Annotated in this window: 8 protein-coding genes; 1 reads left to right on the forward strand and 7 read right to left on the reverse strand. The window is 43.4% G+C overall.

What is annotated here, in order from left to right:
- Nucleotides 1-15: 15 nt before the first annotated feature.
- The 3 genes from DWZ47_RS04525 to DWZ47_RS04535 all read right to left on the reverse strand — a co-directional run bounded on the left by DWZ47_RS04525 (nucleotide 16) and on the right by DWZ47_RS04535 (nucleotide 9,220).
- Nucleotides 16-3,174 (reverse strand): SusC/RagA family TonB-linked outer membrane protein, encoded by a 3,159-nt coding sequence (locus tag DWZ47_RS04525; RefSeq protein ID WP_117512393.1) that lies wholly within the window; start codon nucleotides 3,172-3,174, stop codon nucleotides 16-18.
- A 159-nt stretch (nucleotides 3,175-3,333) separates the two neighbouring features.
- Nucleotides 3,334-4,869 carry a sulfatase-like hydrolase/transferase gene (locus tag DWZ47_RS04530; protein WP_117512394.1) on the reverse strand — a complete coding sequence of 512 codons (1,536 nt, stop codon included), beginning with the start codon at nucleotides 4,867-4,869 and terminating at the stop codon, nucleotides 3,334-3,336.
- 292 nt (nucleotides 4,870-5,161) lie between these two features.
- Nucleotides 5,162-9,220, reverse strand: a complete 4,059-nt coding sequence (locus tag DWZ47_RS04535) for a two-component regulator propeller domain-containing protein (protein ID WP_117512395.1) — start codon at nucleotides 9,218-9,220, stop codon at nucleotides 5,162-5,164.
- Nucleotides 9,221-9,332: 112 nt separating this feature from the next.
- On the opposite strand from DWZ47_RS04535, the gene DWZ47_RS04540 reads away from it, so the two are divergent.
- Nucleotides 9,333-9,974 carry a carbohydrate-binding family 9-like protein gene (locus DWZ47_RS04540; RefSeq protein ID WP_074558195.1) on the forward strand — a complete coding sequence of 214 codons (642 nt, stop codon included), beginning with the start codon at nucleotides 9,333-9,335 and terminating at the stop codon, nucleotides 9,972-9,974.
- Between the two features lie 162 nt (nucleotides 9,975-10,136).
- On the opposite strand, the gene lpxA is transcribed toward DWZ47_RS04540, so the two are convergent.
- The 4 genes from lpxA to DWZ47_RS04560 are packed head-to-tail and all read right to left on the reverse strand — an operon-like array spanning nucleotide 10,137 to nucleotide 16,951.
- A complete protein-coding gene (gene lpxA, locus DWZ47_RS04545; RefSeq protein WP_004298353.1) occupies nucleotides 10,137-10,907 on the reverse strand; it encodes an acyl-ACP--UDP-N-acetylglucosamine O-acyltransferase in 771 nt (256 codons plus the stop codon).
- Nucleotides 10,908-10,925: 18 nt separating this feature from the next.
- Entirely contained in the window at nucleotides 10,926-12,317 is a 1,392-nt protein-coding gene (locus DWZ47_RS04550; protein WP_117512421.1) for a TolC family protein, read from the reverse strand.
- 11 nt (nucleotides 12,318-12,328) lie between these two features.
- Entirely contained in the window at nucleotides 12,329-15,760 is a 3,432-nt protein-coding gene (locus tag DWZ47_RS04555) for an efflux RND transporter permease subunit (RefSeq protein ID WP_004307479.1), read from the reverse strand.
- Nucleotides 15,761-15,775: 15 nt separating this feature from the next.
- A complete protein-coding gene (locus tag DWZ47_RS04560) occupies nucleotides 15,776-16,951 on the reverse strand; it encodes an efflux RND transporter periplasmic adaptor subunit (RefSeq protein WP_032841908.1) in 1,176 nt (391 codons plus the stop codon).
- Nucleotides 16,952-17,116: the final 165 nt, after the last annotated feature.

The raw sequence follows: 17,116 nt of genomic DNA on the forward strand, positions 1-17,116 counted from the left end.
TTGAAGGATGATTGATTAGAAACCTAAGTTTATACCAAAACTGATAGAGTAGGCTCTCGGATAAGCGGAGAAGTCCAGTCCCGGAGTCAGTGCGCCTTCACGGATAGATACTTCCGGGTCGTAACCGGAATACCCTGTACATGTCCATAGATTCTGACCGGCAACGAATACGCGTGCATTGTCTATCTTCCATTTCTTGGTCAGTTGTTTCGGCAGTGTATATCCTAAAGACACGGTCTTCAGACGAAGGAACGAACCATCTTCGATAATACGTGTAGAGAACACTTTGTTAGAACCGGAGTCGGTAGCTCTCGGAATATTACTTTCCGGATTTTCCGGTGTCCAGCGGTCTGCGTAACTTGCGTATTGGTTCAAGTCACGTGTTTTATTGCTGTTCTCGAAGAACAGGCGGTTGGCATTCAATACATCGTTTCCATACGACCATTGGAAGAAGATGCTCAAGTCAAATCCTTTGTATTCGAAATTGTTGGTAAATCCGCCCGTATGTTTCGGCATACCGTTACCGATCATAGTGCGGTCGTTATCGTCGATGATACCGTCACCATTCAGGTCTGCGTATTTCGGCATACCCGGTTGTGTATTACTTTCGGAAGAGAAATACGGAACATTGCGTTTCAGTGTATATGTATCACCTACTTTGTCGAAATCTTCGTATTTGTATGTACCTTCGTAGATGAATCCGTACATCATTCCCATCGGATAACCCACTTTGGCAATGTAGCTGTATTGAGAGTTATAGTTCTGGTCAAATTTGGCTGCACTCAACAGAGAAGATTGGTTTTCGGCCAATTCTAATACTTTGTTCTTGTTGAATGCGATATTAAAGTTAGTAGTCCATGAGAAATGACGGTTCTTGATATTGGTTGTGTTCAATGTGAGCTCGATACCTTGGTTGCGTACCTTTCCTACATTCTTCATGGCACTGAAATAACCGGAAGAGGTGGGAAGTGCAGTATTCAGCAACAAATCACGAGTCGTTTTACGATACCAGTCTACGGTTAATCCGATGCGTTCGTCCAGGAAGCCTAAGTCCAGGCCTAGGTTCCACTGTTCGGTAGTCTCCCATTTCAGTTTTCTGTTTCTTAAGGAAGTGGGCACTGTACCTACACTTGTCAGGCTGTTTTCGAACGGATATACACCACTCGGTAGGCTACCGATCGAAATAAAATCTCCAACTTTATCTTTTAATATCTGATATAAAGCATACGTATCATACTCGCCTACACGGTTGTTACCGGTCAATCCCCAGCTTGCTCTTAATTTACCGGAAGAAACAACAGACTTCAATGGTTTCATAAAATCTTCCTCCATGAATCCCCATGCCAATGAACCGGAAGGGAAATAGCCGAAACGGTTATCACCACGGAATTTGGAAGAACCGTCGGAACGGAAAGAAACCGTTGCATAATACAATGATTTGTAGTTATAGTTCAAACGGCCCAGGAAAGAAAGCATAGACCAGGAACTCTTTAATGATTTAGTCGTACTGGGAGTTCCTTCACTCATTCCCGCCATGCCGAGTGCTTCGTTCGGAATCTGTACCGTTTTGTATGAATAGTATTCATAGTCGGAATTTTGCAGGGTTACACCTGCCATACTATTAAAGAAATGCTTCCGTTTGATATTGGTCTGATAGGTCAGAATGTTTTCGTTCAACCATGTTGCACGTTGAGAATGGTAGATTTCTGCATTTACCTTATCGGATGATTTCGGATTACCATAGCGGGTCTTCGAGTTGTTGAATGTTTCCCCTTTGCGGGTATCGAACGTGTAACCGCCGGAAACTTTCAACTTCAATCCTTTGATAAATTCATATTCTGCAAATCCGTTGAACTGGATATAGTTCGCGTACGTCTTACGATATTCGTTTTTCAAAGACATGATAGGGTTGAAACGATAGTCGTTGGTATTGTTTATCGCATCATCCATAATATTGTCCATCAACGAGTTTAATGGTCTGTCCGGTTCTGTCACAGGGCGATATCCCCATACACTATAGAACAGGTTATTCATACCACTGTATGAGTTCTGAGAAGGAGAACCACCGGTGGTTGTAGTGCTTGAATAGTTGGTTGTCAGATAGATTTTCAGTTTCTTCTTTTGAATGGTAGTACCCATACGACCTTGTATACGCTTGTAGTTTGATTCCAACAAGATACCGTCCTGGTCATAATAAGATAAAGAAGCGTTGTAACGAACTCCTTCCGAACCACCGGTCAGGCTGACATTGTGGCTTTGCATCCATGCACTGCGGAAGATTTCATCCTGCCAGTTATATTGCGGGATATTTCTATAATCTTCCAGTCCCCATTTCTTGCCGTCATAATTCATGAAGTAAGTAGTTTCCATATCTTTGGGACTACGTTCTGCCTGTAGTTTGACGAATTCATAGGCATCCATCATCGGGATTGTTTTGGTGATATGCTGAATACCGAAACTTCCGTCATATTTAATTTTAGGTTGGCCGATTGTTCCTTTCTTGGTTGTAATCATCACGACACCGTTGGCACCACGGGCACCGTAGATAGCAGTAGCAGAGGCATCCTTCAGGAAGTCGAGTGACTCGATATCATTCTGATTGATGGCTGCGGCTATGGAGGGGTCTTCCACCGGGAAACCGTCAATGACATAAAGAGGAGAGTTGTCCTGTGTCAAAGAGTTGTTACCACGGATGACGATGTTCATCTGTCCGCCCGGCATACCTTCGCCCGAACTTACGTTGACACCGGCAATACGTCCGCCCAATGTCTCGCCGAAAGAAGCAGTCGGAGTGCTAAGCAGTTCTGCCATACTGGCTTTGGCAACAGAGCCAGTCAGATCCTTCTTGCGTATCTCCTGATAGCCGACTACTACCACTTCGTCCAGTGTCTTTGTATCTTCCTTTAATGTGATAACCATTGGCTTTTGAGTGTCCACCTTCATTTCTACTGTGACATAACCAATGAAAGAAATAACCAATATCGAATTTTTATTGGGCACGTTAAAAGCAAATTTACCGTCAAGGTCAGTGATTGTTCCTTGCGAAGTACCTTTTACCTGGACACTGGCTCCCGGCACTCCTTCTCCTAAGTTATCCTTCACTGTACCTTTAACAAGTACCTGTGCAAGTACAAAAGAAACAGAAAACAGGATCAGTCCGATGGAGGAGAGCATCCTTTTTCTAGTTTGAGTGGATAAATGTTTTTTCATATATTAAAAATTAAGTGATTTTATTGAATCTACGCTTGCAAAGATAGATGGATTGAATATTCTAATATGGATAGAATTATTCAAGATTGGTGCAAAATCATACAATTTTTCTGTTCTCATAAACTATTTTTCTTTTACGGATTCTAGTAATTCAGATAATTCTTTCACTATGTCGGGATATTGTTTTGATACATTCGTTTTCTCCGATGGATCGGAGGATAAATCGTAAAGTTGAGGCTGTTTGTCGTTGCCTAACTCCATTTTCGTCCAATACTCGATAGCGGGGCCGTCGCTCGGTTCGATGTATTTCCATTGACCTTTTATGATGGCAAGTGTGTTATTGAGATTCTGTTGAACGACATACTCACGGTTTGTATTATTTTTGCCGAGGAGTACGTTCAGATGTTCTTGACTATCGGGAGCAGCTCCTTTACGTAAAGGTTGGTCCAAAAGGGAGGCGAGCGATGCATACACATCTATTTGAGAGAAAAGAGCTTGTTGCTTGTTCGGCTTTACTCGGGCAGGCCAGCGGACGATAAATGGAACGCGTGCCCCCGCTTCGTAAGCACTGTATTTCCCACCACGGTAGATCCCCATCGGAGTATGCCCGTTGAGAAGTTCGTAAGCTTGGTCTTGATAGCCGTCGTCGATAACAGGACCGTTATCGCTGGTAAAGATCAGGATGGTGTTGTCTGCGATGTAGAGGCTGTCCAGTGTGTGCATGATTTCACCGATGGTCCAGTCCAGTTGCAGGATGACGTCGCCACGAGTGCCGAGCCCGCTTTTGCCTGCGAAACGTGGGTGGGGGATGCGTGGTACATGTACGTCTTGCGTACCCATATATAAGAAGAAAGGTTCTTCCTGATGGGATGCAATGAAATTCTTAGCCTTATGAGTGATGATATCGGCTATGTCTTCATCTTTCCAAAGGGCGGATTTTCCTCCGGTCATCCAACCGATGCGGGGAATGCCGTTGATAATTGTATTGTTGTGTCCCTGGCTGGGTTTTAAAGTGACGAGCTCTGGGTTCTCTTCTCCCGTAGGCCAGTCGCCGACTTTGTGGTCGTAACTTACGGTGATAGGATCATTGGGGTCAAGTCCTACGACATGTCCGTTTTCTACAAATACACAAGGTACACGGTCTACGGTAGCCGGAATAATAAATTCGTAGTCAAAACCGATGCTTTGTGCATTAGGGGTAATCCGGTTGTTAAAGTCGGTTCCACCTTTCGGACCGAGTCCCAGATGCCATTTGCCTACTGCACCGGTTGCGTATCCTGCATCTTTCAGCATATCTGCCATGGTGATGCAGGTAGTGTCGATAATGAGTTCAGAGTTGCCGGGAGCGATTCCTGTGTTTTCTTGTCTCCAGGGGTACATACCTGTCAGGAGTCCGAAACGGGAAGGAGTGCTGGTGGCAGAAGTTGCATAAGCATTGGTGAATTGTACTCCTTGTCCTGCCAACCGGTCGATGTTGGGAGTACTCACTTTCGTTGCTCCATAACAGCTTAAATCACCAATGCCGAGATCATCTGCAAATATATAAATAATGTTAGGCTTTTGGTTGTTCTGCCCATTGCTCTTTTGGGGTGCATGACTGCATCCTGACAGCGTGACGATGCCGGACAATAGGGGAAGTAGACGCGAAACGTTTTTCATAATGCTGAATGTTTTAGGAAATAATGTAATGAACACAAAGATAAGCGAATGGAAGAAAAAGAATGAGTAGGAATGTACAAGTGAAGTACAAAATAGTACACTTAAGAAGTTACCTTCTTTATTCGGGCGAAGATGTCCGGACTAAGAAACCGTTTATATCATAAATTTAGGCACGGATTACACGGATTAACGCTGTTGTTTTCATACTCATCGTTTTTTAATCCGTGAAATCCGTGTGATCCGTGCCTAATAATATAAGATTATTTTGCAAGAGTGCTTGTATAGTTGCCTGCTAATCTGTTTCTTCTCCGTCCCCTTCTTCTTCGCTCTCTTCTCCTTTACGATAAGCCAGCGGACTGACGTGATAAATCTCCTTGAAACATTTACTGAAATAGCGGGAGGAGGAGAACCCAATCCGGTCAGAGATCTCCGTGATATTCAGCTCCGGGTTATTCCTTAACATGACAGCGCCTTTTTTGAGACGTATGCTTAGGATGAAATCATTCGGGGTCTGGCCTGTAACTGCTTTCAGTTTAGTGAATAGGTTCGTACGTGCCATACCCATTTCGCGGGCGAAGATATTAACGTTGAAATCCGTATTGTCCAGATGACGTTCGATAATGGCCATCGCGCGGTCGAGCATCTCCTTATCCATCGGGTTGGTAGCCAACATTTGGGCAAAAGCCTGTGGTTGTTTGCTGAACTTCTCTTGCAATAGCCGGCGGGAATTAACCAGGTTATTGCAGCGGGAAATCAGAAGATTGGTATTAAACGGTTTCGTGATATAATCATCCGCACCAATCTTCAAACCTTCGATATTGTGCTCTATAGCAGTACGTGCGGTTAATAATACCACCGGAATATGGCAAGTGTTAAAGTCCGTCTTGATCTGTTTGCAAAGTTCCGTACCCGACATGCGTGGCATTACGACATCACTTAAAATGATGCTCGGCATATCCTTCTGTATCATCTCTAATGCTTCTACTCCGTCGGAAGCCGTACTGACTTGATAGAATGTTTCGAAAATACCGACTAACATCTGTTTGATAGATTCATTGTCTTCCACTATCAGCATTTTGGCGTCTTCGATGCGCTTGTTATCTTCTTCTTTCCATTCCGAATCAGGGATTATTTCTACTGAAGGAACAATAGTCTCTGTTTGCTGGATGGTTTCCGTATCATCTTTCGCTATTTGCTCTTCTGTGAAGTGTTCCTTGCCTAGTTTGAGGGTGATAATGAAACTGCTTCCTTTGCCCGGTTCGCTTTCTACCCGGATTGTGCCGTGATGAAGTTCCACAATACCTTTTGTCAGTGCCAGTCCGATGCCTGTACCGGCTCCGGTATTCAGCGAGTTGAGATGTTCGGTCTGATAGAAACGGTCGAATATCTTATCAATTTCGGCAGCGGCGATACCTGTCCCGGTATCTTTTATTTCAATGATGACATGGTCTTTCTCCTGCGATACATTAATCGAAATTGTATCTTCGGCCTTGGTATGCTTCACTGCATTAGACAGCAGGTTGTTTATTACTTTCTGCATCTGCTTTTGGTCATACCATACTTCAATGTCATCCTTCTGTTTGTTGAACTTGAAGTTGATTTGTTTACTGCTCGCATATTCGAGGAAGAGCAAATAATTCTCATACAGGAAGTTAACCAGATTGTGCTGGCTAACTTTGATCTTCATGTGACCCTGTTCCTGTTTACGGAAATCAAGTAGTTCCGTAATCAGTTCCCGTAATTGGAGACTGTTCTTGTAGATTCCCAATACCTTATTATATATATTAGGCGTAAATGTCTGCACCTGCAACAAAGTTTCCACTTGTCCCACGATCAGCGTTAACGGTGTGCGGAATTCGTGCGAGATGTTAGTGAAGAAACGGAGTTTCGACTGGTTCAATGCTTCGAGGTCTTCAATATGCTTCTTTTCGTACTTCAAAGACTCACGGAGTTTGATGCGCGAATTATAGTTCTGAATAAGATACCATAACAGGCTGATAGTGACAATGGTATAAATCAGGTAAGCCCACCATGTCTCATACCATGAAGGGAGTACGATAATCAGCAGTCTGGCCTCTTTTATTCCTTCCCTCTGTGATTTGATGACAAGGGTATATTTACCCGGATTCAGGTTTGTATAAGTAATCAGCGTTTGCTTCCGGTAGGTATGGTTCCATTCGTCTGAGAAACCCTCCAGGCGATAGAGAATTTCATCTCTGTTGGCAGGGATGAAGTTGGAAGTGGCATATTCGATGCTAAACATCGATTGATTCGCTTTCAGACTGATTTCCGGAGTATGACAGATCGACTGTTCCAGGATGCCGCTTTCATCTCCCGGAACTACTTCTTTTCCGTTGACAAGCAGGCGGGAAAGAATGATATTATATGATTTGGGAGTGAAATGTAACTTCTTCTCCCAGAAAGAAATCATTCCCTGAATACCGCCAAGGAATACTTCTCCGTCATGTGTCACAAATAGTGCGTTTTCATTGACGGCAGTCAACGGGAATCCGTTTTCCGTACCGTAATTATAGAATTTCTTGCTTGGATAGTCGAACTGTGAGAAGCCTTGATTGGTAATCAGCAATAAGTCACCTTTTTGTATGGACGATTCGCATACTTCGTAGATGCAGTCACTGGATAAACCATCTGTCTGTACATCGAAGTTTTCAAAGTCATCACTTGCCTTACGGTAACGGTCGAGACCGCTTCCGGAGGTGCAGAACCATAGATTACCATTACTGTCCTGCATGATGCTGTTGATGTTATTGTTGCTAAGACTGTTCGGATTAGCGGGATTGTGTGGATAATTAGTAAGTTTACCGCTGTCGAACCGGTAAGAATAAACACCCTCCCCGGTAGCCGCAATCCACAGTGTACCGTCTTTATCAATATAAAGACTGGCTACCATGCCAATACCTCTTCCTTCTTTCGTCTCTTTGAAGAGTTGTTGACAAGCACCTGTTGCCGGATTGAAAAGACAAACACCGTTTTGTGTGGCGACAACCAGCTTGTCTTTATAAGGTACAATGTCTCGGACGATATCCGAAGGTAGCGAAGTTGGATCTCCCGCTTTCATCCGGTAGGCTGTGAAACGATTGGTACGCAGGTCGAGTTTGTTCAATCCTCCCAAGTGTGTACCTATCCACATGATTTCATTAGTCCGGTCGTAATAGATTGCTTTGACGTTGTTATGGGAAATACTATTTTTGCCCTCTTCGTGGCGATACCACCGATAGGTATTATTTTTCCGGTCGTACACATTCACGCCACCGCCTTCAGTACAAATCCATAAGTTCCCGTCTTTATCTTCAGTCATTCTGCCGACGATCGGACTACTTAGACCTTCTTTCTCTGTATCTCCGGTTTTGTAGCGGGTATAGATTTCATATTCCGGGTTAAAGTAATTGACGCCTCCGAAGTAAGTTCCCAGCCAGATTGTACCTTGTTCGTCTTTCACGATGCACCAGATAGAAGAGTGGGTGAGGCCGTCGGGTTTGTCATTATTGGCGGTATAAAGATGGAATTTACCTGTGCTTTTGTCGTATCGGTTCAGACCGTGAAATGTACCTATCCACAGGTTGCCTGCGTTGTCCTCGCAACAACTTCTGACAAAGTCGGAGCAGAGGCTGTTCGGGCTTTTCGGATCGTGGCGGAAGTTTTCGATGCTTCCGTCTTTTTTTATGTGGTAAAGTCCTTCTTCCCAACTGCCGATCCATAACTCCTTGGCAGAGTCTTCATAGATGCTGGCGATATTTCCTTTCGTAATAGGTTGTGAAAGCTCCTTGCCCTCCGACAGGCAATAAAGCCCGTTTCTAGTCGTTCCCATCCAGAGATTCTTCTTTTTGTCCAGATGGATGCAGGATAAAGAGATATTCTTCCCGGCGAGATGGTAGTAAAGATCAAAGTTGCCTGTGCTTTCGTTCAACACGAATACATCTTCTCTTTTACTTATATATAATCTCTCATTATAATAAATAGCGTCCACATTGCCTTGCAGCAACGTCTTAAATTTTTGTGTCGTCAGATCAAATTCTGCCACCCCGTCCGTACAGAGCAAGTATACTTTCCCGTTTTTGTTCCCGGTGATGCGCAACACAGTGTTGCTGAACAAGCTGTTCGGATCGTTCTTATTGAGTTTGAAACTTTTAATATCGTTACCGTTATATCGGTTAAGTCCTTCACGCGTACCGATCCATATAATTCCCCGTTCGTCAATATAAAGGCTATTAACAGAGAACTGGGAAAGCCCGTCGTCCGTGGTCAAATGACTGAAAGTGATGTTTTGACCTTGTGTGCGGACTGCGGCTACGCTTAAAAATAGCAGAAATAAAAGAATTACTTTTCTCACTAATTTATTTTTTAAGGTGTTTACATCTATGCAAATATATTGTTTTTATTCGATTTCAGTGAATCTTATTAGAAGAAAGTAACTATATTTGTATCATTCAAACGAAAGATATATGAAAGTAAAGAAAATTAGTGCGGCTAACGTGGAGGCTTGTTCGCTTCCTAAATTATTCGATGAAGAAAAAATAGATTTTCAGCCAATTCAGTGTGTCAATTGGGCTGAATATCCATACAAACCCAAAGTGAACTTTCGCATTGCTCACACGCAGAACTCAATTTTACTACACTTTAAAGTGAAAGAGGAGAGTGTACGTGCCAAGTACGGCGAAGATAACGGTTCTGTATGGACTGACTCCTGTGTAGAATTCTTTTCTATACCTGCAGGCGATGGGATCTATTATAATATAGAATGTAATTGCATCGGAACTATCCTGATAGGTGCTGGCCCAGTTCGTAACAACCGGGAACATGCACCGAAAGAAGTGACTGCTCTTGTGCAACGTTGGTCAAGTCTGGGTAATCAGCCTTTTGCAGAACGTGTCGAGGAGACAGACTGGGAAGTTGCTCTCATCATTCCGTATGCTGTATTCTTTAAGCATCAGATTGAATCACTCGATGGAAAGGAGATAAAAGCTAATTTCTATAAGTGCGGTGATGAGTTGCAGACTCCTCATTTCCTTTCATGGAATCCGATAGAGATTGACCAACCGGATTTCCACCGTCCCGATTTCTTCGGTACTTTGGAATTTGAATGATGAATTGAATTTCCGGATTTGAAGATAAATCATTTGCTTAACTGAATCACTGGAGTATCGTCTATTTAAAAAAATATTATCTATTGCGTCATCCATCTATAAAAAAGAAGGGTGACGCTTTTCTTTGAGCATCACCCTTTCTTTTTATAGATGTTACATTGTTTATTTCACAATACCTCTTTCCGAGTTTTTTACGAAATTTACAATATTCTCGATCTCTTCACTCATAGGAACCTGATCGATAATCTTCTGTACGGCATCCTGAACGCTGAAATTACCCTGATAAATCAAACGGTATGCGTTAGCGATGTGACGAAGGATTCTTTCCGATGTATTGTGATGTTGAGAAAGAACTACAGCGTTTACACCATGATATGTTACCGGATTTCCTGACATGATAACGTATGGAGGTACATCTTTAGATATACGGCAGCCGCTTTGTACCAGTGTCCAGCTTCCGATGTGACAATATTGATGTAAAGTGACATTTCCACTTAGGATAGCGCAATCATCCAACGTACATTCTCCTGCAATAGTGGTGCCGATACCTACCACACAGTTATTGTTGATTTGTACGTCATGGCAAAGATGTACTTTATCCATCAGGTAGTTTCCGTTTCCGATTTTGGTAGCATTGCCGGCAAATGTAGCGCGGCTGATTACTACATTCTCACGAATATCGTTATTATCTCCGATAATCAGGCTGCTTTCTTCTCCAGTATAGTGGAAATCTTGTGGTTCCGCTCCGAGGACAGCATTCTGATGTACCTTGTTTCCTTTTCCCATTTTAGTACCTTGCAGGATACTAGCGTAAGACATGATGACGCAGTCATCCCCGATCTCTACATTCTTTTCAATGTAGGCAAAAGGCAGAACGGTTACATTCTTGCCCAGCTTTGCTTCGGGATCTACGTAAGCTAACGGACTAATCATAATAGTATATGTTTAAAGTTATTCTTCTCTTCCACCACCCAGTGCCTGGTAAAGGCTTACTACAGCCTGCATCCGATCAAAGCAATCGGAAACCTGTGAGATTTGTGCGCTCAAGTAAGCCTGCTGTGCAGACAATACTTCCAGGTAGGTTGAAGTCCCTAAGTTAAACAATTCTTTTGTATCTTCCGAAGCTTTTTTGGCAGATTCTACTTGCATTTGACGAGATTCTACCTTTTCACTCGTCTTTTGGTATAAACTTAGCGCATTGCTGACTTCACTACCGGCATTCAACAGCGTTTGCTGGAAGGAGAGTTTCGCCTGTTCTTCCTGCGCTTTGGCCATTTTCAGTTTAGCGATATTTGCTCCGTGATAAAAGAGAGGCTGTGTCAGTGAGCCGATGGCAGTAGCCAGGAATTTTCCCGGATTAATGATAGCAGAGCCTGCGCTGTTTGTCCATCCGGCAGATCCACTAAGTGTAATTTGTGGATAGAAAGCGGAACGTGCGGAGTTCGTGTTATAATAAGCAGAAGCTAGTGACATTTCAGCCGCTTTTACATCCGGACGGTTGGATAATAATTGGATAGGTATGCCTACTGAAAATTCGGATGGTAGAATTTGCTTTTCGATGGTACCGCGTTGGATATGGCGGGGAGCTTCTCCAAGAAGAGTTGATAGAGAATTTTCCACTTCGCGGATGCTCTGTTCTATTTCCGGAATAGAGGCCATCACTTGTGCATAAGCCGCTTTACTCTGTTCGACACCTGCCGAATTGATATTATACATAGCAGCATTTTTCATTGCTTCCATTGTTTCGGCATTACGCTTTAATATTTCTGCTGTCTTTCTGGTGATTTCCAGTTGGCGGTCAAGCATTAATAAAGTGTAATACAGATTAGCAACATTGGCAATAATCTGCGTTTGTACAGCTTGTTTGTAAGCTTTGGCCTGCTTAACGGCAACATCTGCACCTCGTTTGGCATTTAGCAAGCCTCCAAAGAGACTAATCTCCCAACTGGCGGTTACCGGAAGTGAATAAGTCTTACTTGCTTTACTATTATCAAAACTGCTGATAGTACCTTGTGGGGACAAGGCCAGAGCTGGAACATAGGCTAGTTTGGCTGCCAACAACGGAGCCTGGGCTGCTTTGATTGATAGTATTGCACTCTGCAGGTCAGTATTTTGTTTCAGTCCCGTTTCGATGAGTGACTGGAGTTGCGGGTCGGTGAAGACTTCTCTCCACGGCAGATTACCGAAGTTGGCTGTATCCGAAACCAGTGTATCATTATCCGCTACCGGATCGCGATACAGGCCGGAAGTAGTGATATCTTCGGGTCTGTCATACGACTTATAGATGTGGCAGCTGCTCAAGAGAGCAGTTGCGCACAACATATATAGAATCTGTTTCTTCATATCGAATTTCATTATTTAGCGTATTGTTCAATCTCTGTTACGGCATCTGCATTGTCAATATCTTCCCATTCCATCGGTTTAACTTTCTCTTGCAGATACTGGAAGATAACAAACAAGGCAGGAACGATGAAAATTTGGCAAATCATACCGATTAACATACCACCGATAGAGGCAGTACCTAGTGTACGGTTACCGTGGGCACCTACACCGAAGGCAAACATCAACGGAAGCAAACCGACTACCATCGCCAATGATGTCATCAGAATCGGGCGGAGACGAGCACCGGCACCCAATACAGCTGCCCAAGTGATACTCATACCCATCTTGCGACGATCTAGGGCGAACTCTACGATCAAGATGGCATTCTTCGCCAACAGACCCATCAACATGATTAACGCGATCTGCATATAGATATTGTTTGACATCGTACCCAGAATCATCTTCAATGCCGAAATATTACCGATAGCACTTACACCGTTCACAAACAGGAAACTGCCTAACAGACCGAACGGAATGGATAATAATACGGCCAATGGAAGAATGTAACTTTCGTACTGTGCACTCAACAATAAGTAAACGAATACAAAACAGAGTACAAAAATCAGTCCGGTAGCACTTCCGCTACTTTGAGCCTCTTCACGCGCCATACCTCCTAGTTCATACGTATAACCGGTAGGCAGGTTTTCTTGAGCAACTTCGGCAAGAGCCGTCAATGCCTGACCGGATGTATAACCACTTGCCGGAGCTACCATTACTTTCATAGAGGTATAAAGGTTGAAACGACTAATAATATCCGGACCATATACTTTCTCCACAGAAATGAACTGGGCAATCGGGGCCATCTCGCCTGCACTATTACGCACCTTGATATTTTTTAAAGATTCCAGGTTTTTGCGTGATAACGGATCTGACTGAATCATAACACGATACATCTTACCGAAACGATTGAAGTTGGATGCGTACAAACCTCCGTAATATCCTTGCATAGTAGTGAGGATATCGCTCGGGCTGATGCCAGCTTTTTTACAAGCTGCCGCATCAATGTCAATCATGTATTGCGGGAAATTCGGGTTGAAGGAAGTCTTTGCTGAATTAATTTCCGGACGTGCTTCCAATGCTGCCGTATAATCATTAACCACATCGAAGAATTTGTTCAGATCACCACCGGTCTTATCCTGCATATTCACTTCAATATCCGTAGATGCCGAGTAACCCGGGATCATAGGAGGAGCGAAGAACAATACTTGTGCTTCTTTGATAATCTTCTGTGCACGCATATATAAGGAGCCGACCACAACGTCTGAATTCTGTATCATGGAACGTTCGTCCCAGTCTTTCAGTTTGATAATGAAAGAACCATAGGAAGGTCCCTGACCACCGATAAAGCTGAATCCGGAAATCATTGTACGTGACAATACCGCAGGATCGGAAGCGATCAGACTGTCTACACGTGCCAAAATCTCTTCGGAACGGTCTTGAGAAGTACCCGGAGGTAATGTTACTGCTCCCATCAGTGTTCCGGTATCTTCATTAGGTACCATACCTGTCGGGGTGGTGTTCATGAAGAATACAAGTATCGCAATGGAAGCGACAACTAATCCCATAGACAACCATTTCTTCTGGATAAAGAACAGTACTCGTTTCTTATAACGTTTCAGGATTGATTCGTATGTATCGTTGAATCTGTTTTTAAACTTCTTCGTACTCATTCCAATCAGTGCCAGAATACTAAGCACTACGAAAATAGCAGTAACTATCGGATTGATACTGAACAAACCAAAGATCATGCCGAGAATGGCAATAAGCGTGAAAGTAAGTGTAATTCCCGGATGCAACATCTTCCCGATAGCTTCGGTATATCTGTTGATCATAGTTGTATGGGCTGCCGTATAGGCTACTTTCATACGTTCTTTCAATGTGGAGTCTTCCGTTGTTCCGTCTTCTTTTTTGTGAGGTTTCAGAAGAACGGCACACAAAGCCGGACTCAAAGTCAATGCGTTCAATGCGGACAGACCGATAGCGATAGCCATAGTCATACCGAACTGACGATAGAATGTTCCTGCTGTACCTCCCATGAAACTTACCGGAACGAATACAGCCATCATGACCAACGTAATAGATACGATAGCACCACCCAATTCATTCATGGCATCGATAGAAGCCAGACGGGCAGATGTATAACCTTGGTCAAGCTTGGCATGCACACCCTCGACGACCACAATCGCATCGTCGACCACAATCGCAATAGCAAGCACGAGCGCACATAACGTCAACAAGTTCAAACTGAATCCTACCAGGGACAGGATGAAGAAAGTACCGATCAGAGCTACCGGAATGGCGATAGTCGGAATCAATGTCGAACGTAAATCCTGCAAGAAGATATACACTACGATAAACACCAGGATAAATGCTTCGATCAACGTCTTCAATACTTCATGGATAGAAGCGAAGAGGAAGTCGTTGGCATTCATGGAGATGTTCAGTTTCAATCCGGTAGGTAACGTTTTTGATGCTTCATCCAACAATGCTTCAATATCACTGATGGTCTGTGTCGCATTGGTTCCTGCCATCTGGTATACGATACAAGTCACAGATTTGTGGCCGTCTACCCGGTTGGTAAAGTTATATCCCAAACGGTCCAGCTGAATTTCTGCTATATCTTTCAGACGGAGTACTTCACCGTCAGGAAGAGATTTGATAACGATATTTTCAAACTCTTCAGGCTGTTGCAAACGTCCTTTATAGCGGATAGTATATTGGAAAGTTTGGTTACTTCGTTCACCGAACTGTCCTGGAGCTGCTTCGACATTTTGTTCTGCCAGAGCAGTGGAAACATCACTAGGTACGAGCTTGTATTGTGCCATGACGTCCGGTCGTAACCAGATACGCATAGAATAATCCTGACCCAAAACGTTAGCATCACCTACACCTTGAACACGTTGTACTTGTGGGATTAGGTTGATTTTAGCATAGTTTTCAATAAATGATTCGCTATATGTATCTGTCTCGTCATATAGAGAGAATACTACCAGCATGGAAGTCTGGCGTTTTTGGGTGGTTACACCGACTTTAGTTACTTCGGCAGGCAACAGACCTTGTGCCATAGAGACACGGTTTTGTACATTGACAGCGGCCATGTCCGGGTCTGTTCCTTGTTTAAAATATATGGATATCTCACCGGAACCTGTGTTTGACGCAGTTGAGGTCATATACATCATGTTTTCTACACCGTTGATCTGTTCCTCCAATGGAGCAATCACGGAATTCAATACGGTCGATGCACTGGCTCCCGTATAGGTGGCTCTTACCGAAACGGTAGGAGGCGCGATGTCCGGATACTGCGTGATAGGCAGTGTCGCCAATCCGATAGCCCCCAGGATGACTATCAGGATAGAAATAACGGTTGATAGTACCGGACGGTTAATAAATCTATCTAATTTCATATGATTATCTGATTATTAGTTGAAGGCTGTGGCTAAATTACCGTCGCGTTGGTCTTTCAAATGTTGTTGATAGTTTGCTTCTTTCTGCGCTGGTGTGATAGGTTGAACCTTCTGGCCATCTTTCAGGTTTTGTACTCCTTCGATTACAATTTTATCTCCTGAATTCAAACCGGAAGTAACCAAGTACTCTTTCCCGTTATCCAGATTAAAGATTTTGATTTCTGTATATTTCACTGTGTTGTCCGGTTGCAGAACATAAACGAACTTCTTATCCTGGATTTCTACTGTTGCAGACTGCGGTATAGTGATTACATTCTCCATGGTATAAGGAATCAGAGCGTTTGCCGTGCCTCCACTACGCAATACATGTTCCTTATTCGGGAAGATAGCACGAATGCTTACCGAACCGGTAGATTGGTCGATAACGCCTGTGATAGCGTCTACTTTTCCATCTACATCGTATGTGGAACCGTCGATTAGTTGCAGTTTGATAGTCGGTATCTTGCTGATTTCTTCTTTGATTGTGCTACCGGACTTGGTCATTGCCAGCAATTCCTTTTCTGTCATTGAGAAGTATACGTATACTTCGTCAATTTCGGATACGGTAGTCATCGGTGTAGCGATAGAAGGGCTTACTAGTGCCCCTATACGATAAGGAATATCGTTGATAACACCATCTGACGGGCTTTTAACTTGTGTGAATGACAAGTTCTGTTGAGCAGTGGTCAGTTGTGCTTTTGCCTGTGCCAACTGTGCTTTGGTTTGTGCCAGAGAGTTTTCTGCCATTGCCAGGTCATAGTCACTGATAATTTGCTTCTTGTTCAACTCTTTCTTATTGTCATACGTCATTTGTTGAGTGCTCACTGCTGCTTCGGCTGTAGCAACTGCTGCTTTGGCAGTGCGTACGGCTGCTTCATATTGAGTCGGGTCAACAATGAACAACACTTGTCCCTTACGTACAGTTGCTCCTTCGTCTACGCACAGTTTCGTGATGAAGCCCGATACTTGGGGGCGGATTTCTACATCTTGTTTACCTTTGATTGTAGCCGGATAAGCGGTTGTTAAATTGGCAGTTGTTTTTTGTAACTCTTGTACTGCATATTCAGGAGCCTTTCCTGTGTCATTGCCCTTATTGCCACAACTAGACAAGAGGGCTACGCAAAATGCAAATAAAACAATTCTACTTTTCATACTTAATAAATATCTGTTTTTTAATTTAATGCGTTTGTTGCCAGTGTGCTGTTCGTCCATATAGATTAAGGGGGTTAAGGAAGAAAAAGCCGGAAACTAATTCGGTTAAATTAGTTTCCGGCTGCAAAAGTACTTTAAATTCGGTATTCTTGTTCTCTGATACCG

Source organism: Bacteroides sp. AF32-8BH (genome assembly GCF_003435205.1).
GTDB lineage: Bacteria > Bacteroidota > Bacteroidia > Bacteroidales > Bacteroidaceae > Bacteroides > Bacteroides ovatus.